General features: G+C 69.8%; 24 protein-coding genes. 4 read left to right on the top strand and 20 right to left on the bottom strand.

Annotated features, from left to right (window positions below; genetic code table 11):
• Positions 1 to 129: 129 nt before the first annotated feature.
• The 11 genes from ncot_RS05375 to ncot_RS05325 form a co-directional block, all read right to left on the bottom strand.
• Positions 130 to 1,140, bottom strand: coding sequence for a methionine synthase (locus ncot_RS05375; protein ID WP_240938082.1), 1,011 nt, complete (start codon positions 1,138 to 1,140; stop codon positions 130 to 132).
• Positions 1,137 to 2,240: a tRNA 2-thiouridine(34) synthase MnmA gene (mnmA, locus tag ncot_RS05370; RefSeq protein WP_168616678.1), complete on the bottom strand. Its 1,104-nt coding sequence runs from the start codon at positions 2,238 to 2,240 to the stop codon at positions 1,137 to 1,139. The genes ncot_RS05375 and mnmA overlap by 4 nt, the downstream gene beginning before the upstream one ends.
• Complete coding sequence (locus tag ncot_RS05365) at positions 2,240 to 3,418, bottom strand: cysteine desulfurase family protein (RefSeq protein ID WP_168616677.1); 1,179 nt, start codon at positions 3,416 to 3,418, stop codon at positions 2,240 to 2,242. The genes mnmA and ncot_RS05365 overlap by 1 nt, the downstream gene beginning before the upstream one ends.
• Positions 3,419 to 3,455: 37 nt before the next feature.
• The gene (locus ncot_RS05360; protein ID WP_168616676.1) at positions 3,456 to 4,001 is read right to left on the bottom strand and encodes a GNAT family protein; all 546 of its coding nucleotides are present in this window, start codon (positions 3,999 to 4,001) and stop codon (positions 3,456 to 3,458) included.
• 23 nt (positions 4,002 to 4,024) lie between these two features.
• On the bottom strand, positions 4,025 to 5,140 hold the full coding sequence (gene proB, locus ncot_RS05355; protein WP_168616675.1) for a glutamate 5-kinase: 1,116 nt from the start codon (positions 5,138 to 5,140) through the stop codon (positions 4,025 to 4,027).
• Positions 5,137 to 6,756, bottom strand: coding sequence for a GTPase ObgE (gene obgE, locus ncot_RS05350; protein WP_168616674.1), 1,620 nt, complete (start codon positions 6,754 to 6,756; stop codon positions 5,137 to 5,139). The genes proB and obgE overlap by 4 nt, the downstream gene beginning before the upstream one ends.
• 117 nt (positions 6,757 to 6,873) lie before the next feature.
• On the bottom strand, positions 6,874 to 7,128 hold the full coding sequence (gene rpmA, locus ncot_RS05345; RefSeq protein ID WP_168616673.1) for a 50S ribosomal protein L27: 255 nt from the start codon (positions 7,126 to 7,128) through the stop codon (positions 6,874 to 6,876).
• Between the two features lie 78 nt (positions 7,129 to 7,206).
• Complete coding sequence (rplU, locus tag ncot_RS05340; RefSeq protein ID WP_168616672.1) at positions 7,207 to 7,515, bottom strand: 50S ribosomal protein L21; 309 nt, start codon at positions 7,513 to 7,515, stop codon at positions 7,207 to 7,209.
• Positions 7,516 to 7,699: 184 nt separating this feature from the next.
• Positions 7,700 to 11,242, bottom strand: coding sequence for an Rne/Rng family ribonuclease (locus tag ncot_RS05335; protein ID WP_168616671.1), 3,543 nt, complete (start codon positions 11,240 to 11,242; stop codon positions 7,700 to 7,702).
• 335 nt (positions 11,243 to 11,577) lie between these two features.
• Positions 11,578 to 12,285 (bottom strand): TIGR03936 family radical SAM-associated protein, encoded by a 708-nt coding sequence (locus ncot_RS05330; protein ID WP_168616670.1) that lies wholly within the window; start codon positions 12,283 to 12,285, stop codon positions 11,578 to 11,580.
• Positions 12,286 to 12,302: 17 nt separating this feature from the next.
• Entirely contained in the window at positions 12,303 to 13,484 is a 1,182-nt protein-coding gene (locus tag ncot_RS05325) for a winged helix DNA-binding domain-containing protein (protein ID WP_168616669.1), read from the bottom strand.
• A gap of 144 nt (positions 13,485 to 13,628) precedes the next feature.
• On the opposite strand from ncot_RS05325, the gene ncot_RS05320 reads away from it, so the two are divergent.
• The 3 genes from ncot_RS05320 (at position 13,629) to ncot_RS05310 (ending at position 16,621) form a co-directional block, all read left to right on the top strand.
• Complete coding sequence (locus tag ncot_RS05320; protein ID WP_168615746.1) at positions 13,629 to 14,459, top strand: hypothetical protein; 831 nt, start codon at positions 13,629 to 13,631, stop codon at positions 14,457 to 14,459.
• Between the two features lie 9 nt (positions 14,460 to 14,468).
• Positions 14,469 to 15,377 (top strand): DUF4190 domain-containing protein, encoded by a 909-nt coding sequence (locus tag ncot_RS19430; RefSeq protein WP_206065158.1) that lies wholly within the window; start codon positions 14,469 to 14,471, stop codon positions 15,375 to 15,377.
• 62 nt (positions 15,378 to 15,439) lie between these two features.
• Positions 15,440 to 16,621 carry an MFS transporter gene (locus ncot_RS05310; protein ID WP_240938081.1) on the top strand — a complete coding sequence of 394 codons (1,182 nt, stop codon included), beginning with the start codon at positions 15,440 to 15,442 and terminating at the stop codon, positions 16,619 to 16,621.
• A 137-nt stretch (positions 16,622 to 16,758) separates the two neighbouring features.
• Here the strand turns inward: ncot_RS05310 and ncot_RS05305 are convergent, their stop codons facing one another.
• The 8 genes from ncot_RS05305 to ncot_RS05270 all read right to left on the bottom strand — a co-directional run bounded on the left by ncot_RS05305 (position 16,759) and on the right by ncot_RS05270 (position 25,452).
• Entirely contained in the window at positions 16,759 to 16,956 is a 198-nt protein-coding gene (locus tag ncot_RS05305; protein WP_168616668.1) for a hypothetical protein, read from the bottom strand.
• Positions 16,957 to 16,965: 9 nt separating this feature from the next.
• Positions 16,966 to 17,502, bottom strand: coding sequence for an ATP-binding protein (locus tag ncot_RS05300; RefSeq protein ID WP_277345788.1), 537 nt, complete (start codon positions 17,500 to 17,502; stop codon positions 16,966 to 16,968).
• A 16-nt stretch (positions 17,503 to 17,518) separates the two neighbouring features.
• Positions 17,519 to 19,522, bottom strand: coding sequence for a TIGR03960 family B12-binding radical SAM protein (locus tag ncot_RS05295; RefSeq protein WP_240938080.1), 2,004 nt, complete (start codon positions 19,520 to 19,522; stop codon positions 17,519 to 17,521).
• 190 nt (positions 19,523 to 19,712) lie between these two features.
• Complete coding sequence (gene rodA / locus ncot_RS05290) at positions 19,713 to 20,879, bottom strand: rod shape-determining protein RodA (protein WP_168616666.1); 1,167 nt, start codon at positions 20,877 to 20,879, stop codon at positions 19,713 to 19,715.
• On the bottom strand, positions 20,879 to 22,996 hold the full coding sequence (mrdA, locus tag ncot_RS05285) for a penicillin-binding protein 2 (protein ID WP_168616665.1): 2,118 nt from the start codon (positions 22,994 to 22,996) through the stop codon (positions 20,879 to 20,881). The genes rodA and mrdA overlap by 1 nt, the downstream gene beginning before the upstream one ends.
• Positions 22,996 to 23,517: a rod shape-determining protein MreD gene (gene mreD / locus ncot_RS05280; protein ID WP_240938079.1), complete on the bottom strand. Its 522-nt coding sequence runs from the start codon at positions 23,515 to 23,517 to the stop codon at positions 22,996 to 22,998. The genes mrdA and mreD overlap by 1 nt, the downstream gene beginning before the upstream one ends.
• A complete protein-coding gene (gene mreC, locus ncot_RS05275; RefSeq protein ID WP_168616664.1) occupies positions 23,510 to 24,424 on the bottom strand; it encodes a rod shape-determining protein MreC in 915 nt (304 codons plus the stop codon). The genes mreD and mreC overlap by 8 nt, the downstream gene beginning before the upstream one ends.
• A gap of 2 nt (positions 24,425 to 24,426) precedes the next feature.
• Positions 24,427 to 25,452, bottom strand: a complete 1,026-nt coding sequence (locus ncot_RS05270) for a rod shape-determining protein (RefSeq protein ID WP_168616663.1) — start codon at positions 25,450 to 25,452, stop codon at positions 24,427 to 24,429.
• A 250-nt stretch (positions 25,453 to 25,702) separates the two neighbouring features.
• Here ncot_RS05270 and ncot_RS05265 point away from each other — a divergent pair, with 250 nt between their 5' ends.
• Complete coding sequence (locus ncot_RS05265; RefSeq protein ID WP_168616662.1) at positions 25,703 to 25,990, top strand: hypothetical protein; 288 nt, start codon at positions 25,703 to 25,705, stop codon at positions 25,988 to 25,990.
• A 21-nt stretch (positions 25,991 to 26,011) separates the two neighbouring features.
• On the opposite strand, the gene ndk is transcribed toward ncot_RS05265, so the two are convergent.
• A complete protein-coding gene (ndk, locus tag ncot_RS05260; protein WP_168616661.1) occupies positions 26,012 to 26,440 on the bottom strand; it encodes a nucleoside-diphosphate kinase in 429 nt (142 codons plus the stop codon).
• Positions 26,441 to 26,492 lie beyond the last annotated feature (52 nt).

Below are 26,492 nucleotides of genomic sequence, written 5' to 3'. Positions count from 1 at the left end.
TCTGCCCGAGGGCCACAACGGTGCAGCCGCCCCGTTGTGAGCTGCTTCTCGTCCGCGCGCCGTCACACAGGTGGAGGTGGACGATTGCGGCCCCCGGGCGGCACAGAGCAGGGCAGGCGCCCTACGCCCTCAGCCGTGCAACGCCCGGGCAGCCCCGGCAGCGAGCGCCAGCGCCTCGCGCGCCCAGTGCCGCGCGCCGGCCAGACCGCAGGCGGGCGTGATGACCACGTTGTCGGTCGGCTCGAGACCGAGCATGTCGAGCAGCCGCAGCACCTTCTCGACCACGTGCTTGTCCGACAGCGGGGATGAGGGCCTCAGCGACGGCACCGCTCCGAGCAGCACCCGCTCCCCCGACTCGATCGCGTCGGCCAGGGCGTCGTACGACGACGCGTCGAGCATGTCGAGGTCGACGCTGACGCCACGCGCGCCCGCACCACGCACGAGTGCGATCGGGAAGCCAGGGGCACACGAGTGCACGATCGGGGTGGCCCCCGCACCAGCGATCGCGGCCAGGACGACCTCGAGCGCAGCCGAGGCCTCGGGCGGGTGGACGGCGCGGTGCTTGCCCCAGCCGGAGGCGGTCGGGACCTGTGCGGCAAGGACCGCGGGCAGGGCCGGTTCGTCGACCTGAACGACGATCCCGGACGCGCCGGGAACCCGTCGGCGCAGGTCGGCGACGTGGTCGACCAGGCCCTCGGCCAACGCCTGGGACAGCTCACGACGTGCGCCGTGGTCGGCGAGCACCTTGTCACCGCGCGGCTTCTCCACGGTCGCGGCCAAGGTCCAGGGGCCAGCGACCTGCGACTTGAGGACGCCGGTGAAGCCCTGGGCCTGCTCCTCGAACGCGTCGAGGTCCTGGGCGAGCAAGGACCGGGCGCGGCGGTGGTCGACGCCCGAGTGGTCGGTCAACCTCCAGCCGGCGGGCTGCAGGTCGGCCCCCAGACCGCTCATCACGGCGAGCCCACGGCCCGTCATCGTGGCTCCCGCACCGCGGCCGGGGAGCTCGGGCACGTGTGCGAAGTCGGGCACCTCACCCAAGACCACGCGCACTGCCTCGGCGTAGGACCGCGCGTTGTCGGCCTCGTTGGCCAGCACGTCTCCACCGGGCATCGATCCGATGCCGGTCGCGAGGACGCTCACGTGGTGACCACGGCCCGGGCGGTCGCCGAGATGGTGGCCGAGCCGACCACGCGACTGCCGTCGTAGACCACAGCAGCCTGGCCCGGGGCGATGCCCTCGGCCGGGTCGATCAGCTCGATCTCGACGTCGTCGCCGTCGGTGGTCACGGTCGCGCGGTGCTCGGCGCCGTGCGCGCGCAGCTGCACGGTGCCCTCGAGGCGACTCGGCACGGTGCCGCACCAGCGTGCCCTGATCCCGCTGATCCGGTCGATGCGCAGTGCCTCGCGGGGACCGACCGTCACGGTGCCGGAGACCGGCTCGATGTCGAGGACGAAGCGTGGCTTGCCGTCGGGGGCGGGCCGCCCGATGCGCAGGCCACGACGCTGTCCGATGGTGTAGGCCGTGGTGCCCTCGTGCGTTCCGAGCACCTCGCCGGTGGCCTGGTCGACGATGTCGCCGCCGTCGTTGGGCGCGCGGTCACCGAGCTTCTCCTTCAACCAACCGGCGTTGTCACCGTCGGCGATGAAGCAGATGTCGTGGGAGTCGGGCTTGTTGGCCACCATCAGGTCGCGGCGCTCCGCCTCGCGGCGTACGTCGTCCTTGACGGAGTCACCGAGCGGGAACAACGAGTGGGCCAGCTGGTCCTGGGTGAGCACCCCGAGGACGTAGGACTGGTCCTTGCCCATGTCGACGGCGCGGTGCATCTCGATCAGCCCGTCGTCCCCGGTGCGGAGCTGTGCGTAGTGGCCGGTCACCACCGCGTCGAAGCCGAGCGCCAGCGCTCGGTCGAGGACCGCGGCGAACTTGATCTTCTCGTTGCAGCGCAGGCACGGGTTGGGAGTGCGGCCGGCGGCGTACTCGGCCATGAAGTCCTCGACCACGTTGTCGTGGAACTCGTCCGACATGTCCCAGACGTAGAACGGGATGCCGATGACATCGGCCGCACGGCGGGCGTCGTTGCTGTCCTCGATCGTGCAGCAGCCACGAGCGCCGGAGCGATAGGACTTCGGGTTGCGCGAGAGCGCGAGGTGGATCCCGGTGACGTCGTGTCCGGCCTCGGCGGCGCGCGCTGCAGCGACGGCGGAGTCGACGCCGCCCGACATGGCGGCGAGAACGCGCATCAGGCCCCCTTGCGAGCGCCGGCGGCACGGGCGCGCTCGACGACCGGACCGATCGCGGCCAGCAGCGCGTCGACGTCGGCCCGGGTGCTGGTGTGGCCCAGGGAGAAGCGCAGCGAGCCGCGTGCCTCGGCATCGCTGCATCCCATCGCCAGCAGCACGTGGGATGCCTGCGGGATGCCGGCGTTGCAGGCGGAGCCGGTGGAGCACTCGATGCCACGGGCGTCGAGCAGCATCAGCAGCGAGTCACCCTCGCAGCCGGGGAAGCGGAAGTGGGCGTGGCCGGGCAACATGTTGGCCGGGTCGCCGTTGAGGATCGCGTCGGGCACGGCGGAGCGGACGCCGGCGACCAGCTCGTCGCGCAGGGCGCTGATCCGCACGTGGTGATCGGCCTGGCCCTTGACGGTCGCCTCGACCGCTGCCGCGAACCCGGCGATCGCCGGTGTGTCGATGGTGCCGCTGCGGATGTCGCGCTCCTGCCCCCCGCCGTGCACCAGCGGGGTGACCTCGAGCTCACGGCGTACGACGAGGGCACCGACGCCGAACGGCCCGCCGACCTTGTGGCCGGTCAGGGTGAGCGCATCGACGCCGGAGGCCGCGAAGTCCACCGGCACCGCCCCGATTGCCTGGACGGCGTCGGTGTGCACCGGGATGCCGTGGGCAGCGGCCAGCTCCACCACGTCGGTGATGGGCTGGATCGTGCCGACCTCGTTGTTGGCCCACATCACCGAGACCAGGGCGATGTCGTCGGGGCCGTCCTCGATCTCCGCACGCAGCGCATCGAGGTCGAGCCGGGCTGACCTGTCCACGGGGAGCAGGGTGACCGCGGCGGCCTCGTCGTGCTCCAGCCAGTGCAGGGGGTCGAGGACCGCGTGGTGCTCGATGGCCGTGCTGAGGATGCGCGTCGCCCGCTTCTCCGAGCGCAGTCGCGACCAGTAGATGCCCTTGAGGGCCAGGTTGTCGGCCTCGGTGCCCCCGGAGGTGAACACCACCTCACCGGGGCGACAGTTGAGCGCTTGGGCGATCTTCTCGCGCGACTCCTCCACCACACGCCGGGCATGGCGCCCCGAGGCGTGCAACGACGAAGGGTTGCCGGTGTTGGTGAGTTGTTCGGTCAACGCTTCGACCGCCGCCGGGAGCATCGGCGTCGTGGCTGCGTGGTCGAGATAGACAGTGTTCATCGCGTCCTCAAGGGTACGACGTCCGGGCCCAGAAACCTCACTCGCAGGCGTCGGTGCTCAGCCGGGCGTGCAGGTGCTCGTCGTGACGGAGACCGTCCCCGTACCGGAACGACTGCCGCAACCTGCCCTCCAGGGCGAACCCGGCCGCGCCGGCAACGCCGCACGAGGACTCGTTCTCCACCGCGTGGTAGAGGTTGATCCGGTGCAGCCCGACTTGGTCGAACGCGAATGCGCTGGCTGCCCGCACCGCACGTCCGGCGTACCCCTGGCCCCGGCCCCACGGGGCGACCCAGTAGCCGATCTCGGCATCGGCCTGGTCCGGATCGACCTTGAACAACGACACCGAGCCGACCAGTCGTTGCGACGGATCAGCGATCGCCCACGAGAGGTGCGTGCCCTCGCTCCAGTCGTTGCGACCGGCGATGAACTCCGCGGGATCACCGTGCGCGATCGGGTTCCACGTGGCGATGGCGACATCGGCGAGCACGACCTCGAGGTCCACGGCATCCCCCGGCCGGAACTCACGAAGGATGAGTTCGTCGCAGCTGATCGCGACCGGGTCGGCGGGCACGACGACGCTCATTGCGCCATCCTGTCACGCCCGGCTCAGAGGAGGGTGAGGTCGTCGCGGTGCACGATCTCGCGCTCGTAGGCCGCACCGAGCTCCTTCTTCAGGGCGTGCGACGACTTGCCGGCCAGGGCGGGGATCTCGTCGCTGTCGAAGTTCACCAGTCCGCGCGCGACGACCGCACCGTCGGGGCCGACCAGGTCGACCGGGTCGCCTCCGACGAAGCTGCCGGTGGCGCCCAGGACCCCGGCGGCCAGCAGGGAGGCCCGTCGTTCCACGACCGCGGTGACCGCTCCGGCGTCGAGCAGCAGCTGGCCCTTGGGCTCCGTCGCGTGCGCCAGCCACAACAGCCGCGTCGGGCGGCGTCGGCCGGTGGCGTGGAAGAGCGTGCCGACCGGCTTGCCGGCCAGCGCCTCCCCCGCCTGAGGGGCCGAGGTGAGCACGACGGGGATGCCGGCACCGGTCGCGATGGCAGCTGCCTCGACCTTGGTGTGCATGCCCCCCGTGCCGAGACCTGCGGCCCCGGTGGATCCGATCGAGATGCCGGCGAGGTCGTCGGCGGAACGCACGTCCGGGACCAGCGACGTGCCCGGGTGGCTCGGGTTGCCGTCGTAGAGCCCGTCCACGTCGGAGAGCAGCACCAGCAGGTCGGCATGGACCAGGTGCGCCACGAGAGCGGCCAGTCGGTCGTTGTCGCCGAAGCGGATCTCGGAGGTCGCCACGGTGTCGTTCTCGTTGACGATCGGCACCACCCCCAGCTCGAGCAGCTTGGCCATCGTCTGGTGCGCGTTGCGGTAGTGCGAACGGCGGGTCACGTCGTCGACCGTCAGGAGCACCTGCCCGGCGGTCAGTCCGTGCCGGGCCAGCTCCTCGGTGTAGCGGTGCACCAGCAGTCCTTGGCCCACGGATGCGGCCGCCTGCTGGGCTGCCAGTCCGCGCGGCCGCCGGGCGAGGCCCAACGGCGCGAGCCCGGCCGCGATGGCACCGGACGAGACCAGCACGACCTCGGTGCCCCGGGCCCGGACCGCGGCCAAGGTGTCCACCAGGTCCTGGACCCGCCCCGGGTCGATGCCGCCCGCGGCGGTCGTCAGGGACGACGAACCGACCTTGACCACGATGCGCTGGGCCGCGGTCACCTCGCCGCGGGTCATCATGACTCGTCGGCCTCCGTGGACCGTCCCTCGGTGTCGTCGCCGGCAGGCCGGGCGTCGTCGTCCGCGTGGTCCCCCGCGACACCGGCGTCGGGGTCGAACTCGTTCCAGTCGGGGTCGTCCGCCGAGCCCACGACGTACGACGTCGGGCCGGGCTCGTCGCCACGGTCGAGACGCCGGGCGACATCCGCACGGGTCTCGGTCTCGCCGCGCGACGGCATCTGCTCCGCGATGTCACGGCGGCGGGTGGCGGCCGGACGCTCCTCACGCAGTCGCTCGTCCTCGCCACGACGACCCAGCATCTCCGCGCCGGCCTCGATGCCGGGCTTGAAGTCGAAGACCACTGCGTTCTCGACGGCACCGATCAGCACGGCGTCGCCCTCCACGGCTCCGAGCTCGACCAGCTTCTTCTCGATCCCGATCGCGTTGAGACGGTCCGCGAGGAAGCCCACGGCCTCCTCGTTGTTGAAGTCGGTCTGGCGCACCCAACGCTCCGGCTTCTCGCCGCGCACCCGCCACCCCTCACCGGTCTCCTTGATGGTGAAGTCACCCGAGCCGTCTGCCGACTTGGGCCGAATCACCATCCGAGGCGTCTCGACGACGGGCTTGTCGGCGCGCGCCTGCGCCACCAGCTCAGCCATCGCGAAGGTCAGCTCGCGCATGCCCTCGCCCGAGGCGGCACTCACCTCGAACACGCGGAGCCCGCGCCCACGCAGCTCCTCCACGACGAAGGAGGCGATGTCGCGTCCGTCGGGGACGTCGATCTTGTTGAGCGCGACCAGACGCGGCCGATCCTCGAGTCCGCCGTAGCGGCTGAGCTCGTTCTCCATGATGTCGAGGTCCTCGACCGGGTTGCGGCCGGGCTCGATGGTGGCGGTGTCGATGACGTGCAGCAGGGCGGCACAGCGCTCGATGTGGCGCAGGAAGTCGTGCCCCAGGCCGCGGCCGTCGGCGGCGCCCTCGATCAGTCCCGGGACGTCGGCCACGGTGAAGGTGGTGTCACCGGCACGCACCACGCCGAGGTTCGGCACCAAGGTGGTGAAGGGATAGTCGGCGATCTTGGGACGAGCCCGCGAGATCGCCGCGATCAACGACGACTTGCCCGCACTCGGGAAGCCGACCAGGCCGATGTCGGCGACCACCTTGAGCTCGAGCACGATGTCGAGCTCGTCACCGGGCTCCCCCAGGAGTGCGAACCCGGGGGCCTTGCGCTTCGAGGAGGCCAGCGCGGCGTTGCCGAGGCCACCGTTGCCGCCCTTGGCGATGACCAGCTCGGTGCCGGCACCGATCATGTCGGCGATGAACTCACCCTGGTCATCAGTGACCACGGTTCCGTCGGGGACGGGCAGCACGATGTCGGAGCCGTGGGCACCGTTCTTGTGGGCCCCGGCTCCCTGCTTGCCGTTCTCGCCGCGGCGTACGGGGCTGTGGTGGTAGTCGATCAGCGTGGTGACGTCGGGGTCGACGCGCAGGATCACGGACCCTCCGGGGCCGCCGTTCCCGCCGTCGGGGCCACCGAGGGGCTTGAACTTCTCCCGGTGCACCGACGCGACGCCGTTGCCACCCCTGCCAGCCGCGACGTGCAGCTTGACCTGGTCGACGAATGTCGGAACTGCCATGGAGATCTCCTGGTGGGATAAATGCCGAAGGCGCCCCTAGATCCTAGGGACGCCAACGGGTGAAGCGTGCAGCCGAGGTCGACTCAGGCGACCTGCGACGGTGCGGGGAGCGTCAGTTCACTCGCCCGGAAGGATGTTCACGACGCGACGGCCGCGACGGGTGCCGAACTCGACAGCGCCACCGACGAGGGCGAACAGGGTGTCGTCGCCACCACGGCCCACACCGGTGCCCGGGTGGAAGTGGGTGCCACGCTGGCGGACGATGATCTCGCCGGCGTTGACGGTCTGACCGCCGTAGCGCTTCACGCCGAGACGCTGGGAGTTCGAGTCGCGGCCGTTCTTGGTGGACGCGGCGCCCTTCTTGTGTGCCATGTTGAGATCCTTTGGATGTCGAGTCGAGGAGTGACCGGTGCGACAGCGTGGCGGCGAGGCCGACGCGCTGTCCTGACGTCACAGGGAGATGTCGGTGACCTTGACCTGGGTGTACTTCTGGCGGTGACCCTGGCGCTTCTTGTAACCGGTCTTGTTCTTGTACTTCTGGATGATGACCTTCGGGCCCTTGGTGGCGCCGAGGACCTCGACGGTCACGGATGCCTTGTCCAGGGCGCTGGCGTCGGACGTCACGGCCTCGCCGTCGACGACGAGCAGCACGGGAAGGGACACCGACTCACCGACACCGGTCTCCACCTTGTCGATCTCGATGACGTCGCCCACGGCAACCTTCTGCTGAGTGGCGCCTGCGCGCACGATCGCGTACACCGCGGTCTCCTTCGTCGATTCCAACTGCTTGAAAAAACTGGGTTCCGGGGCCCATCACACGCAGACGATGCTCGCGATGAGTACGTCGAGTGGTGGGCCACACAGAAAGGGCACACGGATGCATGCCGAGGAGCAATACTACGGTTCCGGAGGCATCACCGCAAAACGGCGGCCCCCGGATCCGTCAGCGCTTGCGTGAGCCCTTCTTCTTCACAGGCACGTGGAGCTCGGCCGGTGCGGGCTCGGCAGCCTGCTCCGCCGCCCCTTCTGCGCCGGCCGGCCCTCCGGAGCCGGCCTGCGCCTGCGCGCCCGTGGCGGCTCGACGCGTGCCGCCACGACGCGAGCGCGTGGTGGTCACCACCTTCGGCGCCGCCGGCTCCTCGGCCTGCTCCTGGGCCGGCGCGGCCGCCGGCGTGCTGACGGTGATCGCGACGGCCGGTGCGGGCGTGGAGACGCCGGTACGGCGACTCGCGCCGCGCCGGGTGCGGGTCACGACCTGCGTCGTGGCCCCTGTCGACGCAGGAGGCGCCTCAACAGCGACCTCGGCTCCTTTGTCGGTGGCCTCCGGGCTCCGTTCGTGGGTGGCTCCGGCCTCGGAGACATCCCGAGCCCCGGCCGGGTCGGCGTCCCGGGACGCCGACCCGGTCACGGGAGCGACCGGAGCTGCGGCACTCGTGCCGGACGACTCGGCGGACTGGGCCGCGCCGCCGGAACCGCGCCGGCTGGAGCGTCGGCGTGTGGTCCTCACCACGGCCGGCGCCTCGTCGGCGCCGCTCGGTGCGACCTCGGCCGCAGGCGCGGCGGTCTCGGACGAGGAGGCCGCGGGCGCGGTCTCGGACGGGGTGGCCGCGGGCGCGGCGGTCTCGGGCGAGCCCTGGTCCTTCGTGACCTGGTGGGCAGGCACCTCGTCGACCGGCGGCTTGTCGGCGTTCTCGGCCTTGGCCATCGCCGCGACGTCCTTCGGCGACGGGGCCGCCGGGGACGACTGCTGGCCACTGTTCCGGCCACCGCTGTTGTTGCCCGACTGGTTGCTGCCCGACTGGTTGCTGCCGTCGCTGCCGTCGCCCTTGCCGCGACCCCGACCACGTCGGCCACCGGTGGCGCGGCCGCCGCCGTCGTCGGACTTCCTCGGTTCGATCGGCATGTCGTGCACCACGACGCCGCGTCCCTGGCAGTGCTCGCAGTCCTCGCTGAACGCCTCGAGCAGGCCCGTGCCGATGCGCTTGCGCGTCATCTGGACCAGGCCCAGCGAGGTCACCTCGGCCACCTGGTGGCGGGTGCGGTCACGGCCGAGGCACTCGACGAGACGGCGCAGCACCAGGTCGCGGTTGCTCTCGAGCACCATGTCGATGAAGTCGACGACGATGATGCCCCCGATGTCGCGCAACCGCAGCTGGCGCACGATCTCCTCGGCCGCCTCGAGGTTGTTCTTGGTGACCGTCTCCTCGAGGTTTCCGCCGGAACCGGTGAACTTGCCGGTGTTGACGTCGACCACCGTCATCGCCTCGGTGCGGTCGATGATCAGCGATCCACCTGAGGGGAGCCAGACCTTTCGGTCGACGCCCTTGGCGATCTGCTCGTCGATCCGGTGGGCCGCGAACGAGTCCGTGCCGTTGTCGGACTCGAACTTCTCCATCCGCTCCTCGAGGTCGGGAGCCATGTGGGAGACGTAGTCGCGAACCGTCTCCCAGGCCTCGTCGCCCTCGATGACGAGCTGGGAGAAGTCTTCGGTGAACAGGTCGCGCACGACCTTGAGCGTGAGGTCGGGCTCTCCGTAGAGGAGCTTCGGGGAACCGCCGGACTTCGACTTGGCCTCGATGTCCTCCCAGCGGGCCTTGAGCCGCTCGACGTCGCGGGTCAGCTCGTCCTCGGAGGCGCCCTCGGCCGCCGTACGCACGATGACGCCGGCCGAGTCGGGGACGATCTCCTTGAGCGCGGCCTTGAGGCGACTGCGCTCGGTGTCGGGGAGCTTGCGCGAGATGCCGCTGGTCGTGCCGTCGGGGACGTAGACCAGGAACCGGCCGGCCAGGCTGACCTGCCCAGTCAGGCGAGCACCCTTGTGACCGATCGGGTCCTTGGTGACCTGCACCAGGATCGACTGACCGCTGGAGAGCACCGACTCGATCTTGCGCGGCTGGCCGTCCTTGTGGCCCAGTCCCGCCCAGTTGATCTCACCGGCGTAGATGACCGCGTTGCGGCCCTTGCCGATGTCGACGAAGGCCGCCTCCATGGACGGCAGGACGTTCTGCACCCGACCGACGTAGACGTTGCCGATCAGGGAGTTCTGCGACTCCCGGGCCACGTAGTGCTCGACGAGGACCTTGTCCTCGAGCACGGCGATCTGGGTGAGCTCCTTCTTCTGGCGGATGACCATCTTGCGGTCGACCGACTCACGCCGGGCCAGGAACTCGGCCTCGCTGACGATGGGCGCCCGACGTCGACCGGCCTCGCGCCCCTCACGGCGGCGCTGCTTCTTGGCCTCGAGGCGGGTGGAGCCGGTGACCGCGGTGATCTGGTCCTCCACGCTGCGGCCCTGACGGACCCGCGTGACGGTGTTCTCCGGGTCGTCGCCCGAGCCACCGTTGTTGTCACCGGCACGGCGACGACGGCGGCGGCGACGGCTGCCTGATCCGTCTCCCCCCTCCGCGTCAGCCGCGTCATCCGAGTCCTTGCCCTCGCGGTCGTCGGCGTCCTGGTCGCTGTCGCTGTCGTGCTCGTTGCCGTCGGAGTCGCTGGACTTGCGGCGACGGCGTCCGCCACGGCGACGGCGACGGCGGGGACCACCCGAGCCCTCACCGTCGGAGGCATCGGCGTCGGCATCGCCGGATTCGTCCGACTCGTCGGCCGCCTCGGAGTCCGCGGCGTCCGCCTTCAGCTCCTGGGTCTCTCCCGCGGCGGGGGACGTCTGGTCCTTCTTGGACTTCTTCTGGCCCTTCACGGGCTTCTCGGGGGCCTCGGGGGCCTCGGTCCCGGCGTCGGACTCTTCCTCACCGGCGTCCTCGGCACCGCCCTCGGCGGACTCGTCGGAGCCGGCGGCCTTCTTCGTGGACTTCTTCGGTCCGGCCTTCTTCTGCTCGGACTTCTTCGGGGTGGACCTGGCGGCCTTCGGCTTCTTCTCCGAGGCCTCCTCCGGGCTGGCGGAAGCCTCGGCCGCACCCTCAGCCGCACCCTCGGCCGGGACATCGCCTGCAGTCGTGTCGGCAGGGGTCGTCGACGCCGCGGGCTCGACGGTCTCCGAGGCCGCGTCGGGCGCCGGGACCTGCTTCACCTGGGTGGTCTTGCGCGTGCGACGGACGGGGGCCTTGGTGGCCTCCGGCGCCTGGAAGAGCACGGCCGGAGCCGATGCTGCCTCAGCGCTCGATGAATCGACGGGTTCCGCCTCGGGAGCCGCCACCTGCTTCACCGCAGTCTTGCGGGGAGTGGACTTCTTGGCTGCGGTCTTCTTGGCCGCCGTCTTCTTCGCGGCGGTCTTCTTGGCAGCGGTCTTCTTCGCCGGGGCCTCGACCACCTCGCCGCCCTCGGCCGCCGGGTCTGCCGGCTCGGTGGTCGGGGTGGCCGCGGTCTTCTTGGCCGCGCTCTTGCGGGTGGCGGCCTTCTTGGCCGTGGTCTTCTTGGCGGCACTCTTGCGCGGTGCGGCCTTCTTCGCCGGAGCCTCGGTCGGGACCGAGGACTCGGAACCCGCTTCGTCAGGACTTCCGGCAGTGGTGCTGTTGTCGTCGTCGAGCATGGTGCTCTCCTCGGCGACCGCGGCCGTCTTCACGGGCCCGGTGCCAGTCGGACGCTGGCACGCCGTTCGGCGCACCAGCGCAAAGCCTTCGGGTGGCGACGAGATCTCCGTCGTGCGTCATCAAGCCTCAGCTGCCACCTGCCGCGGTCGCCGGGCAATCGTGTTGCTCTCACCAACACGGAGCCGCGTCGCGGTCTGGTGACGACCTCCACTTCATGTGCCGAGACCTTGTCTGGCCTCGGCGAGAACGTCGTCGGGTCGGTGTCGGCGGCAAGCCGCCCACGGTGACCTGTGGCGAGTATCGCACACAGATCCGCAAACCCGGCCACTGGCGATCAGGCCAGCGGGTCGCCGATCGTGTCGTCCTTGAGCAGCCGGCCCTGGGCGGCACGCGTCAACAGGGTGCCGCCGGCAGCTGCTTCCAACCCCGCTGCGACGCGGAGTCCGGTGAGGACGTCGTCGGGACGGACGCTGGGCACTCCGTGCACGAGCAGGACGTCGAGTCGCACACCACGCTGGGTGGGCGACGAGGTCATGGAGCGCACCGCGGCACGGCAGTCGAAGGTGCGCAGCCCCTTCTTCGTCATCCGCTCGACGGAGACCTCGTCAGCAGCCAGGAACTTCTCGACGGCCGCCGCCGCAACGTCGGGGTCCACCGCCAGGTCCAGCTGCCAGTGGCTGGCCTGGAGCAGCTCAGCGAGCGAGCCCCCGCGGGACTCGGCGACCTCGAGGATGTCCAACCCCGGGGGCAGGGCCTCCACGAGTTGTTCCCTGACGCCGGCAGGGTCGACCACCTGCGCCAGCGCGATCTCGAGGTATTCCGCCTCGCTGGCCGAGCCGGTCGGCGCCGCGCCGGCGTAAGAGATGCGCGGGTGGGGGTTGAAGCCCGATGAGTAGGCCATCGGCACCTGGGCGCGGAAGACGGCACGTTCGAAGGCCCGGCTGAAGTCACGGTGGCTGGTGAAGCGCATCCGACCACGCTTGGCATAGCGGATCCGCAGTCGCTGGACCGGAGGGGCTTGCTGTTCTGGCTGTTCGCGCACGCACGCACGATATCCGCTCAGGGCAGCCGAGCCGATTTCATCTGCCGTGAGGAGTAGACGCTGGAGATGCGCACGCCGCCGAGCCAGGCCGTCAGCCGGTCGGCCTCGGTGGCCAACGCGCTCGTGGCGGCCCGCGACAGGGGCTCCCGCGGCACCACCGAGACCACACCCTGGTCGTCCTGCACCCAGCAGCCGACGATCCGACCGTTCCACCACGCGGTCGTCCCCGCGTTGCCGTTGCTGTCGAAGAGGAAGGGCGTGTCCTGGGGGCGGAGGTAGAAGTCTCGTTGCTTCCACCCCATGGTGGTCGGGTCGAGCACCGGGAGCAGGGCCGCCCAGTCACCGACCGGGTCCACCGGCTCAAGGTCATCGGGCAGCACCCAACCCGTGGCTCCACCGTCGAGGGACACCTCGACGGCCGCCACGTCCACCAGCGCCCGGCGGGCAGCGGTCGCCGTCGAACCGAGCCACCACTGGATGTCCTTGGTGGTTCCCGGGCCGAACGTCGCCAGCCAACGGCGCACGAGCTCGGCGTACCCCGCCTCGGGTGTCAGCGGGCGGGGCTCCTCCCCGAGCCAGTCGTCGACCGTGGTCCATCGGGCGCGGGCCAGGCGCCAGTGACCTGAGTTGACGCCCCGGACCAGCAGCCCGCGAGCTCCGAGCCAAGTGAGCACACGCGGCGCCACGGGAACCTCGCCGCCCCACTTGGACGTGGCCGACCCGACGGTGACCGTGCCGCTGATCTCGGGCACCGCCTCGCGGATCTCGGCCGTGGAGCGGTCACCGTCCCGGACGAAGTCGAGCACCGCTGCCCCCGCGCGCGCCAGCCAGCGGTCACCGTCGTCGGCGATACCCGATCGGACCACGTCCCTGCTGATCCTGCCGTGCTCCTGCTGGGCGACGCGTGACGAGGCGCTCCCCCAGGCTGCCGGCAGCAGGTCGCGGGGGAAGACGAAGAGGGTGCGCCGCATCGCCAGCTGCTTGACGAGGCTGCGGTCGTCGTACAACGCGGCGTCGACGTCGGCGACGCAGCACCCCGACCGGGCGGCCACGGCCAGGTGGACGCTGGCTGCCTCGGTCGCGTGCAGCACGGTCATGGCCCGGACCACCTCCACCGGATCGTGGAACCTGTGGGACGGGGCGATGCCGTGGCGCCCGGCCAGGCGAGCCCGACGCTGGTCGTCGTCGATGTGCTGCATGCATGCAGCATGCTCCCTGCCGCTGACAAAGGGGCGGGGTTGGCAGGTTTGGACGCTCGCTGGTTCGGATAGTCTGCAGCCGATCGCAGTCGTTCGAAGAGCAACCTCTTGGGGCCACCAGCAGCCGACCCGGAAGGTCAGAAGATGTCCAACCAGCCGCCGTACCCCGGCTCGCCTGAGGAACCCACCCGTCACCAGCCGCAGCAGGGCAACCCCTACGGCCAGCCCCAGCAACCGCAGCAGGGCAACCCCTACGGTCCACCGCAGCAGCACAACCCCTACGGCCAGCCCCAGCAACCGCAGCAGGGCAACCCCTACGGTCCGCCGCAGCAGCACAACCCCTACGGCCAGCCCCAGCAGCCCCAGCAGCACAACCCCTACGGGCAGCCCCAGCAACAGGGCTACGGCCAGTACGGCGGCCCGCCGCAGCAGCAGTTCCAGCAGCAGCCCTACGCCGGTCCGCAGGGTGCCAGCTCGGGCAGTGGCTCGGGCGGTGGCTCGGGCAGCGGCGGCACGAAGAAGATCCTGATCCCGGTCCTCCTCCTGGTGCTGATCCTCCTGATCGCCGGCGCGATCTGGGCCGTCATCGCGTTCACGGGCGACGACGACACGGCCGACGGGGTGTCGGTCGATGACCTCGAGGCAGGCCAGTGCCTGACGAGCAGCGACATCGCCGACGGCGAGGGCACGATCGGATCCATCGAGGAGACCGACTGCGACGAGGAGCACGACGCCGAGGTGTTCGCCACCTACGCGCTCGACGGCGACCAGGCCGACGACTTCGACATCGACGCCGTCGGCAGCACCTGCGTCGAGGAGCTCGAGAGCGCGGGCGTTGCCTTCGACGACCTGACCGGTGAGGGCAACGAGGTCCGCCCCCTGGTGGCCAGCGACGACCCCTCCGAGGGCGACGACGTCATCTGCTTCATCCGCAACAGCGACGGCGAGAAGCTCGACTCACAGATCGTCCAGTAAAGGAACCCCATGAACCAGCCTCCCAACCCTCCCGGATCCGGTTCGGGCGACCACAGCCACTCCGGTGACGAGAACCTGCCCCCGACGCACTCGTCGTACGGCGACCAGCCGTCGTACGGCGGCCAACCGTCGTACGGCGACCAGCCGTCGTACGGCGACCAACCGTCGTACGGCGACCAACCGGCGTACGGCCAGCAGCCCTACGGGCAGCAGCAGCCGTACGGTCAGCCCTACGGGCAGCAGCAGCCGTACGGTCAGCCCTACGGGCAACCTGCCTACGACCCCAACAACCCGTACGGCGCCTGGCAGGGCGGCAACGACGCGGGGAAGGGCACCGACGGTCTGTCCATCGCGGCGTTCGTGATCAGCCTCGTCTGCTGCCCCCTCGGCATCATCGCGGTCATCCTCGGGTTCATCGGCCTGGGCCGGACCAAGAACGGCCAGCGCAAGGGCCGTTGGGCCGCCGTCGCCGCGATCATCATCGGCATCATCGGCACCCTGCTCAGCATCGGCATCGGCGTCGCGGTCTTCGTCCTCGAGTCGAAGACCATCGACCTCGACAACGCCGAGGTCGGCCAGTGCGCCAACATCGACGTCAACGATGACTCGGTGATGATGACGAAGAAGGACTGCAGCGACGAGCACGACGGAGAGATCGTCTACGTCGGCACCTTCGACGAGGTCACCAGCTCGGGGTTCATGCCGACCAACCCTGACGACGTCACTGACGCGGGCGTTGCCTACGGTGTCTGCTCCACGCTCCTCGGCGAGAGCAAGGCCGGCGAGATCGACACCGCCCTCGACGGCAAGGTCGAGTACGGCATCGCCAACGAGGACAACAACCCCTCCGACGACGAGAAGTTCCTCTGCTACGTCAAGCGCAGCGACGACGAGAAGGTCGACAAGAAGATCTCCTGACTGGTCACTCCGCACGCCGCAACGACCGCCGGGAGGCCCCCGGCGGTCGTTCTGGTTCGCTCTTGATCCTGGCTGCCATCGTCCTGCTGTCGGTCAACCTCCGCCCCGCGGCGGTCAGCGTCGGGCCGGTGCTCGCCGAGGTCACCGACGGCCTGCGTATGTCGCACACCGTGGCCGGGGTGCTCACCTCGCTCCCGGTGATCGCGTTCGCCGGCTTCGGGGCCGTCGCTCCGTGGCTGGCGGGTCGGCTCGGGGTGCACCGGGTCACCCTCGCGGCCCTCGTCACCGTGGCCGTCGGCCTCGGGCTGCGGGCCGTGGTCGACTCCCCCGCCGTGTTCCTGCTGCTGTCCCTCGTGGCGCTGGCTGGCATGGCCGCGGCCAACGTCTTGCTGCCCTCGCTGGTCAAGCTGCACTTCCCCGACCGGGTCGGACCGGTCACCGCGCTCTACACGACCTCCCTGGCCGTCGGCCTGACCTGCGCCCTCACGCTGACGGTGCCGGTCGCCGATGCCTTCGGCGGCTGGCGGGCCGGTCTGGGCGTGTGGGCGATCGTGGCCGTGGTGGCCGCGTTGCCGTGGGTGCGGATGATCGGCCACGACCAGCACCTCGACGCGGCGCCGCACACGATCACCCTGGTCCAGGTCGCGCGCACCCGCCTGGGGCTGGCGATGGCGCTGTTCTTCGGCCTCCAGTCACTGCAGGCCTACGCCGTCTTCGGCTGGTTCGCCCAGCTCTGGCGCGACAACGGCTACTCCGCGACCCATGCCGGACTCCTGGTCGGCCTGCTGGCCGCAGTCAGCATCCCGCTCTCGCTGTGGATCCCGGCCGCGGCCGCACGTCGTACCTCCCAGCGCGGCGTGCTCCTCTCGGTGATGGCCTGCTACCCGATCGGGTACGTCGGCCTGATGCTCGCGCCGCACTCGCTGGCGGTGCTCTGGGCGGCGCTGGTCGGCATCGGCGCCTGCACGTTCCCGCTGATCCTGACCATGATCGGGCTCCGCTCGCGCACCCCCGCCGGCACCGCGGCGCTGTCGGGCTTCACCCAGTCAGCCGGCTACCTGCTGGCCGCGGTCGGCCCGTTCACCGTCGGCGCGATCTATGACGGCACCGGCGGCTGGACCTGGCCGCTCGGCTTCCTGCTCGCGCTGACCGTCCCCCAGCTGCTCATCGGCTGGTACGCCGCCGCCCCCCGCTTCGTCGAGGACGAACTGCGTGTTGTTGATGCGCGAACTGCGCCTTCTTGATGCGCGAACGGCGTGTTCTTGATGCGCGAACGGTGTGTTGTTGATGCGCGAACTGCGGGTTGTTGATGTCGGTCAGTCGCGCTCGAAGAGACCAACCGGACGCTCCGGCGGCTCATCGGGCTCGGGCCAGAAGTCGGTCACCGCGTGATCAGGTCCTCGTCGTCGAAGTCGAGGAAGACCTGGACGTCGCCGGCCTCCAAGTCGTCGAGCGACCAGCGGAACCACACGACCGCGGTGTCGTCGTTGCCGATCACCAGGTGCAGCTCGAGGCGCCTCTCCCCCGGAGAGGTGCGGGTGAACTCGAGATGACGGTCAGGGGCTGGGGTGTCTGTCAACCGGTGACCCTACTCGGCGCGCTGCAGGAGCTCGCGGAGCGCACTGCAGGTCGCGTCGAGGTCACGACTCGCGTCGAGCACTGCGTCGGACCCCGAGCTGGCCAGGTGTCGGTCGAGAACGTCGATGACCCGGTCGCCGCCCTGTTGCTCCACTGACCGTCGGATCGCGACGAAGAGTGCATCGTCAGGTGCGCGACCATGGAAGCGCGCCCGCGCCTGTCCCGGCCCTGCCTGCAGGAGCACGTGAACGAACTCGTGCCCGTTGTCGATCGCCACCGCAGCGAAGCGCGCACGCTCCGAATCTCGCGCGAGCATCTGTGGGAGCACGACGTCGCGCCCGCCGGCCAGGTGCGCACCGATCATGGCCAGCGCCAACGGGCGTACGACGTCCCCGGCGCCGTCGAAGTCGTCCTCCCAGCCGCCGATCAGGCACCGCAACCGATCGATGTCGCAGTTGAGCACGCCCGGGTGCGCGGCGGCGTACCGCTCGGCGAGAGTGCTCTTGCCCACCCCAGGAGCCCCGTTGAGATGGATCAGTCTGGCCATGGTCGCGGCAGGTCCCTCAGACCACCGAAAGCGGCAGCAGCTTCTGGCCCGTGGGGCCGATCTGGATCTCGGTGTTCATCTCAGGACAGACGCCGCAGTCGTAGCAGGGCGTCCATCGGCAGTCCTCGACGTCGATCGAGTCGGGGTCGAGAGCGTCCTCCCAGTCGGCCCAGAGCCAGTCCTTGTCGAGACCGGAGTCGAGGTGGTCCCACGGAAGGGTCTCCTCGAGCTCGCGCTCACGGGTGGTGAACCACTCGAGGTCGACGCCGGTGCCGTCAAGGGCTCGCTCGGCCGCGGCCTCCCAGCGCTCGAAGGAGAAGTGCTCGCTCCAACCGTCGAAGCGGCCCCCGTCTCGCCAGACCTCCTCGATGATGCGACCGACGCGGCGGTCACCGCGGGAGAGCAGTCCTTCGATGATGCCGGGTCGGCCGTCGTGGTAACGGAAGCCGATGGCGCGGGCGAACTTCTTGTCGGCACGGATCACGTCGCGCAGCTTCTGCAGGCGCGAGTCGGTGGTCTCGTGGTCGAGTTGCGCGGCCCACTGGAACGGGGTGTGCGCCTTCGGCACGAAGCCACCGATCGAGACCGTGCAGCGGATGTCGTTGCGACCCGAGACCGCGCGTCCCTCGGCGATGACCTTCTTGGCCAGGTCGGCGATCTCCAGGACGTCTTCATCGGTCTCGGTGGGCAGCCCGCACATGAAGTAGAGCTTCACCTGACGCCAGCCGTGCGAGTAGGCAGCCGAGACCGTGCGGATCAGATCTTCCTCGCTGACCATCTTGTTGATGACCTTGCGCATCCGCTCACTGCCACCCTCGGGAGCGAAGGTGAGACCGGAGCGGCGCCCGTTGCGGGAGAACTCGTTGGCCAGCGAGATGTTGAACGCATCCACGCGCGTCGAGGGCAGCGACAACGAGACGTTGGAATCCTCGTAGCGGTCGGCCAAGCCCTTGGCCACGTCACCGATCTCGGTGTGGTCGGCACTCGAGAGCGACAGCAGGCCGACCTCTTCGAAGCCAGACTTGCGGATGCCGTTCTCGACCATTGCACCGATGGTCTCGATGGAGCGCTCGCGCACCGGTCGGGTGATCATGCCGGCCTGGCAGAAACGGCAGCCGCGGGTGCAGCCGCGGAAGATCTCGACCGAGAAGCGTTCGTGGACCGTCTCCGCGAGCGGCACCAGCGGCTTGGCGGGGTAGGGCCACGCGTCGAGGTCCATGAGCGTGTGCTTGCGCACCCGGTCGGGAACGCCGGGGACGTTCGGCACGACCGCGGCGATCTGGCCGGTCGCGTCGTCGTACGACACGTCGTAGAACTTCGGCACGTAGACGTTGTTGCTCATCGCCAGGCGACGCAGCAGCTCGTCCCTGTCAATGTGTTCGCCGCCGGGCCTGCTGCGTTCTTCCTTCCACTCACGGATCACCTCGGAGACCGCGAGCACGATCTCCTCACCATCACCGAGCACGACGGCGTCGACGAAGTCGGCGATGGGCTCGGGATTGAAGGACGCGTGGCCACCGGAGAGGACGATCGGGTCGTCGTCGGTGCGTTCCACCGCATGGAGCGGGATCTGCGCCAGCGAGAGCGCATTGAGCATGTTGGTGTAGCCGAGCTCGGTGGAGAAGCTCAGGCCGAAGACGTCGAAGGCTCGTACCGGTCGGTGGTTGTCGACAGTGAACTGTGGGATCGGACCGTGCTCGTCGCCCTCGCGCATGACCTTCTCCATGTCGGGCCACACGGAGTAGGTGCGCTCGGCAAGGATCCAGTCGCGCTCGTTGAGCACTTCATAGAGGATCGCGACGCCCTGGTTGGGCAGGCCCACCTCGTAGGCGTCGGGGTACATCAGCGCCCAGCGGACGGTCGGGCCGTCGGGCGCGCAGTCCCAGTCCTTGAGGGTCGAGTTGAGCTCGCCGCCGACGTACTGGATCGGCTTCTGCACCGTTGGCAGGCGCGGCTCGAGGCGCTCGAAGACGCTGGCGTGGCCGGTTCGGCCATCGCTGTCGAGCAAGTCGGAACCCACGGGACACACCTCAGTAAGATCAGGGGGCAGTACGACGCACAAGGGTACGCCGATCTCGGCCGTCACTCGAACCCGCGACGCAACAGGAACGGTGGGTTCGGACCGCAAGGACTGCCTGTTCGTGCCGCAAGAACTGCCCGTTCGCGCAGCAAGAACTGCCTGTTCGCGCAGCAAGAACTGCCCGTTCGCGTCAGGAGGAGACGGCGCGGGCCCGCGCGGGGGCGGTGAAGCGGGTCGGGAGCGACGACGTGGAGCGCAGGTGGACGTTCTGGAGCAGTCCGATCGCCAGCATGCCGGCGAACATCGAGGAGCCACCGTAGGACACGAAGGGCAACGGGACCCCGGTGACCGGCATGATGCCCAAGCACATGCCGATGTTCTGGAAGGCCTGGAAGCCCACCCAGCACGCGATCCCGGCGGCGGCGACCCGGCCGAACATGTCCTCGGAGTGCGTGGCGATCGACAGCGCCCGCCAGACCACGATGGCCAGCAGCGCGATGAGGACGCCGGCACCGATCAGGCCCAGCTCCTCTCCCGCGACGGTGAAGATGAAGTCGGTGTGCTGCTCGGGCACGAAGCCGGAGCGGGTCTGGGACCCGTCGAAGAGGCCCTGCCCGAAGACGCCTCCGTTGCCGATGGCGATGCGCGCCTGCTCCACGTTGTAGCCGGCACCGCGTGGGTCCAGCTCGGGGTTGGTGAAGGCCATGAAGCGATCGACCTGGTAGTCCTTGAGGAAGCCGGCGGCCACGGCCACCCAGGCCACCATGACGCCGGCACAGACGAGGCCGCCGAGCCAGATCCGCGGGGCGCCGGAGATCGCCAGCACGCCGAAGACGCACGCCGTCAGCACGAGCATGGTGCCGAGGTCGGGCTGCACCAGGATCAGGGCGGCCGGAAGGGCGGCGATGGCCAGCATGGCGACCACGTCACCCGTGCCGACGCGCTTGCGCCAGGACCCCTCGGCGCGCTCGGCCACCAGCAGGGCCATGCCGATCACCACCGCCAGCTTGGCGAACTCCGACGGCTGGATCGAGAGGCCGCCCAGCATCAACCAGGAGCGGGAACCGTTCACGGTGGTGCCCATGACCAGCACGAGCACCAACCCGATCACCGACGCGAAGTAGACCAGCGGCGCGACGATCCGGACCCAACGGTGGTCGGTGGCCATCACGATCACCATCAGCACCACGCCGATGGCGACGTTGACCAGCTGCTTCTTCAGGTACGTCGAGGAGTCGCCGCCGGTCAGGTCGTCACGGTGGGAGGTGGCCGACCAGACCAGGACCGACCCGAGGACGACGAGCGCCAGGGACGCGAACATCAGGATCCAGTCGAGCCCGGGTGCGCGGCGGGCCATCAGTGCCTCGCCTGCTTCGGGGGGAGGATCGAGCCGTCCTCGGCGAAGACGGGCAGCTTCGTCCCGGCCAGGACGTCGGGGATCGCGGACCGGGCAGGCATGACCTGCTCACCCTCGATGCCGTAGAGCGTCTCCCAGATCTTGCGCACCGCCGGACCCGAGGTGCCCGACCCGGTTCCACCCTGGGACACCATCATGATCACCACGTAGTCGTCGGAGTAGGAGGCCACCCACGAGGTGGACTGCTTGCCGTAGACCTCGGCGGATCCCGTCTTGGAGCGGATCTGCACCTGGTCCAGCGGGAAGCCGCCCATCCGCCAGGACATGGTGCCCTGGCGGGTCACGCCCTTGAGAGCGGTGTCGACGTACCCCTGGACCGAGTCGGGGAGGTCGACGGTGCCCTGCTTCTCGGGCTCGATGCGCTTGACCAGCTTGCCGTCGGCGTCGACCACGGCCTTGCCGATGCGCGGCTTCCACAGGGTGCCGCCGTTGCCGATCGCCGCGTAGGCGCGAGCCAGCTGCAGCGGGGTGACGATCGTGTCGCCCTGCCCGATCGCGAAGTTCACCGCGTCACCGGCTCGGTAGGCGTAGCCCTCGACGCAGAACTCGTGCGCGAAGCGACGCAGGAAGTCGCTGGCGTCCTTCGGGGGGTTCTTCGCCAGCTTGCAGTAGTAGTCCTTCTGCGCGTCGTAGTAGCCGCGCTTCCAGGCCCGGTCGGCGATCCGTCCGGAGGCCTCGGCCGGCAGGTCGATGCCCGTGGTCTCACCGAAGCCGAACTCCTCGGCCTCCTCGACCAGGGGGTCCTTGGCATTCACGTCGGCCACGTCGGAGCCGTAGCGGCGCCAGAAGTCATAGCCGACGCGGTAGAAGAAGGTGTTGCAGGAGACCTCGAGGGCCTTGTCGAAGCCGATGAACCCGTAGGCGCCGGACTCGTAGTTCTTGAACGCCCGGTTGCCGACCTGGAAGGCCGAGGAGCAGTTGAGCCGGGTTTCGGTGGTGTAGCCGTTGGTCAGTGCCCCGATGGTCATCATCGGCTTCCAGGTCGATCCGGGTGCGAACTGCCCCTGGGTGGCTCGCGACAGCAGCGGCGTGCCGGCCTGCTCGGAGTAGAGCCGGGAGAGCTGGGCCTGGGTGATCCCGTTGACCCAGACCGACGGGTCGTACGTCGGCTGGCTGGCCATCGCGACGATGCGTCCGGAGTTCACCTCCATGACCACCGCCGCCCCTGAGTCGGCGACGTAGTTCTTGTGGGTGACCGTGTCGTAGGTCTTGCGCGCGGTGGCGATCGTCTCGGCGAGCTGCTTCTCGACCGTCGCCTGCACCTTCGCGTCGATGCTGGTGACCAGGGTGTCCCCCGGCGTGCCCGCATCGAGGCTGTGCTCCTTCATCACCTGGCCCATCGAGTTCACCTCGACGCGCTGGTAGCCGGGCATCCCGCGCAGGTAGCGGTCGTACTCCTTCTCGACCCCGGCCCGGCCGACCTGGGAGGCGCCGTTCACGGAGACGTCGTCGGCGGACTCCGCCTCGGCCAGCTCTCCCTCGGTGATCGGACTGAGGTAGCCGAGCAGGTGCGCGGCGTTCACGCCGTACGGCTGGGGGTAGGCGCGCACGGACTCCTGCTGGGCCAGCACCCCGGGGTAGTCCTCGGCCTGTTCCTTGATCAGCAGCGCGACCTTGGTCCTGACGTCGGTGGCGATCGGCACCGGTTGGTACGGCGAGCCGTTCCAGCACTTGCGGGCGACTGCGTCGGCGTCACCGCAGTTGAGCAATCGGGCGCGGATGGCCCTCGGCTCCATGTCGACGGCCCGGGCGACCCGGTGCAGCAGCTTGCGTTGCTTGCCGTCGGAGAGCTTGCCCAGGGTGGTGCGGTCGACCGAGATCACCCAGGAGCTGCGGTTCGCGACCAGCGGGCGCCCTTGGGCGTCCACGATCAGGCCTCGGTCGGGCTGCAGCACGATCTCGCGGATCGACTGGGAGGCTGCCTTGGCCTGGTAGATCTCGCCGGCGGCGACCTGGAGGTACCAGAGCCGCGCGAACAGGGTCGCGAAGAGACTGAGCACCAGGGCCTGGACGACGACCAGCCGCAGTCGGCTGCGCTGCTGGGTGGACAGCGCCATCACCACGCCACCTCGGCAGGCTCGAGTCGCCGGAACAAGGTCATCACCGGCGGCAGCACGAACGGCGTCAGCAGCACGTCCCAGACCACGGCCACGAGGATCACCTCGAGCATGTCGGGGACGCTGACGGCGGGGTCGTTCAGGATCAGCCCGGAGAGCGCGAAGAGGGACGTGCCGATGAAGGAGGCTGCCGCCACGGTGCCGACGGCGGCCAGGACATGGGGCCTGGCATCCTGGCGGACCCGCCCGGCCAGGTAGCCCACGACCACGAGGGCCAGGGCCCAGCGCCCGGCGACGTGGTCGGCCGGCGGGGCCAGGTCGATCACCACACCGGCGACGAAGCCGAGGGTGGCCGCGAACTGGGGTCCACGGACCAGCGCCGCGCCGACCACGACCAGCAGGGCCAGGTTGGGCACCACGCCGTCCCACGCGAAGTGAGGGAACAGGCTGACCTGCAGCACGACGGCCAGCGCCACGACGGCGAACGCGACCAGACCACGCATGACGGTCATCTCACTCATCCCCGTCCTCGGCCCTGATCACGGACCGGTCGGAGGTCGAGTCCTTCGGCACCACCACCCCCACGAGGTCGAGCGAGGTGAAGTCGACCAGGGGCTTGATCACGGCACGCCGCGACGTCTCCCGAGGGCTGTTGATCACGGAGACGACCTTGCCGATCGGGATGCCCGCGACGTAGGGGGTCCCGGCCTCGCTGCCCCAGGTGGTGACCACGTCACCGGCGTTGGCCGTCACGGAGTCATCCATCAGGTCGAGGTCGAGCCGCCCGGTGCCGTCGATGATCCCGCGGCCGCTGAGGAAGCCGATCTCCATGCTCGAGGCCAACCGGCCACCGACCACGGACTCCTTGTCGACGACGAGGACCACCGTCGCCGTCGTGCGGGTGACCCGGACGACGCGACCGATCAGGCCGTCGTTGTTGAGCACGGTCATGTCGGCGTGGAGGCCGGCGTTGGAGCCGGCGTCGATGGTGACGGTGTTGGAGAAGGACTGACCGGATCCGACCGCGATCACGTGGGCGGGGACCAGGTCGTAGCCGGTGTCGTCAGCGGTGCGGGTGAGCTCGTCGTACTCGACAAGGCGGTTGCGGTCGAGGTCGGCGGTCTCGACAGTGTGGCGCAGCTGGGAGTTCTCGGCCTCGAGCTCGGCCACCTGCTCGCGCAGGTCCTTGCGACTGCCGAACCAGTCGGGGATGGCGGCAAAGGGGCGCACCACGTCGGCGGTGACCACCTCGATCGGGCCGAACGCCTCGCCCGCCACCCGACGAGCGGGCTCGATCGGCGAGTCGTCGCCCCCGTGGGCGTCGAGGGTGATCATCGTGGCGCAGGCCAGCAGCAACGCCACCAGGACGGACCCGGAGGGACGCTCCTTCTTGTCCAGGTCGTCTCGACCCTTCCAACGCTTCTCCATGCCTACCGCCGACGATCCGTCACGAGCACCTGCTGCAGGGCCTCGAACTCCTCGACGCACTTGCCGGCCCCGAGGGCCACCGAGCTGAGCGGGTCCTCGGCGACGTGGACCGGCATCCCGGTCTCGTGCCGGATGCGCTCGTCGAGGCCGCGGAGCAGGGCGCCACCGCCGGTGAGCACGATGCCACGGTCCATGATGTCGCCGGCGAGCTCCGGTGGGGTCTGGTCGAGGGTGGTGCGCACGGCGTCGACGATGTTGTGCAGTGGCTCCTCGAGGGCCTGGCGGACCTCGGCGCTGGAGACCACGACGGTGCGCGGCAGGCCACTGATCATGTCGCGCCCGCGCACCTCTGCCTCGGGTTCCTTCGGCAGCGGGAAGGCGGAGCCGAGGGTCATCTTGATCTCCTCGGCGGTGCGCTCCCCGAGCATGAGGGAGTACTCCTTCTTCATCCAGGCGATGATCGCCTGGTCGAGGTCGTCACCGGCGGTGCGGATCGACAGGGAGTTGACGATCCCCCCGAGCGAGATCACCGCGACCTCGGTGGTGCCTCCACCCACGTCGACGACCATGTTGCCGGTGGCCTCGTGCACCGGGAGACCGGCACCGATCGCGGCCGCCATCGGCTCCTCGACGATGTAGACCCGGCGGGCGCCGGCCTGGTAGCCGGCCTCCTTGACGGCGCGCTGCTCGACCGCAGTGATGCCGCTGGGCACACAGATGACCAGCCGTGGCTTGGCGAAGTAGCGACGCCGGTGGACCTGCTGGATGAAGAACCGCAGCATCTGCTCGGTGGCGTCGAAGTCGGCGATCACGCCGTCCTTGAGCGGGCGGATGGCGGTGATGTTGTCGGGGGTGCGACCGATCATCCGCTTGGCCTCGTGACCCACCGCAAGGATCTCGTCGGTCGTCTCGTTGAGGGCCACGACCGAGGGTTCGTCGAGCAGCACACCCTTGCCGCGGACGTAGACCAGCGTGTTGGCGGTCCCGAGGTCCACGGCCATGTCCCGGCCGATGAGGCTGTTGGCCATCGATCCAACCCTTGTTCGTTGCAGTGATGGGGGAAGTGGCTCGCATCCACTCCAGAAGCGTGCCCGCAACGAGCGTAGGTTCAGGCGTGCTTCTTCCTCGGCAGGACACGCGGTGACAGGTCTCCGGCAAGCGGTTCGGGGCGGTCCCCGCGGTCGTCGCGGCGCGGCCCCGGACTGCATCGCCGCGGGTGGGGTACCACGGGTGGTGACCGGCATCGAGGTGCTGGCTCACCACGGAGGGAGCAGGACCATGGCCGACCGTCGTCTCCGCATCGCTGCCGCCGCGCTCCCCGCGTACGTCGTCCTGTCCGTGATCGCTCGTCGCTCCCCTCCGCGGGGTGAGCGCATGGCGGTGCGCAGGGCCAACCACGACGGGATGTCCCACGGGTGGCTCTGGCCCGCCCAGCAGGTCGGCACTCCGTGGGTGCTGCCGGGAACGGCCGTGGTCGGAGGGGTGGTCATGGGCGTCGGCCTGGGCTCCGGGCTGTCGGGCCTAATCATCCCCGCGGACGGCGTCCGTGACCGGCTCAGCCCATGAGCCGGTCTCGACGACGAAGGATCAGAGCTCGGGGAACCAGATGCTGATCTCGCGCGCCGACGACTCGGGCGAGTCGGAGCCGTGCACGATGTTCTGCTGCACCTTCAGTCCCCAGTCGCGACCGAGGTCGCCGCGGATCGTGCCAGGCAGGGCGCCGGTCGGCTCGGTGGCACCGGCGAGAGACCGGAACCCCTCGATGCAGCGGTGGCCCTCGATGACCATCGCGGTCACCGGTCCGGAGGACATGAACTCCACCAGGGGCTCGTAGAACGGCTTGCCCTCGTGCTCGGCGTAGTGCGCGGCCAGCTGCTCGCGCGTGGGGGTGACCACGGCAAGGGCGACGGGCGTGTAGCCCTTCGCCTCGACACGGCGCAGCACCTCACCGCTGAGCCCGCGACGGTAGCCGTCGGGCTTGACCAGGACCAGGGATCGTTCGATCTGTTCGCTCACGCGACACAGCCTAGCGAGGGGGTTCGACGAGTCCAGCGACGGCACGACGATG

Origin of the sequence: Nocardioides sp. JQ2195, assembly GCF_012272695.1 — a bacterium.
GTDB lineage: Bacteria > Actinomycetota > Actinomycetes > Propionibacteriales > Nocardioidaceae > Nocardioides.
This window is presented reverse-complemented; position numbering and strand designations above follow the sequence as displayed.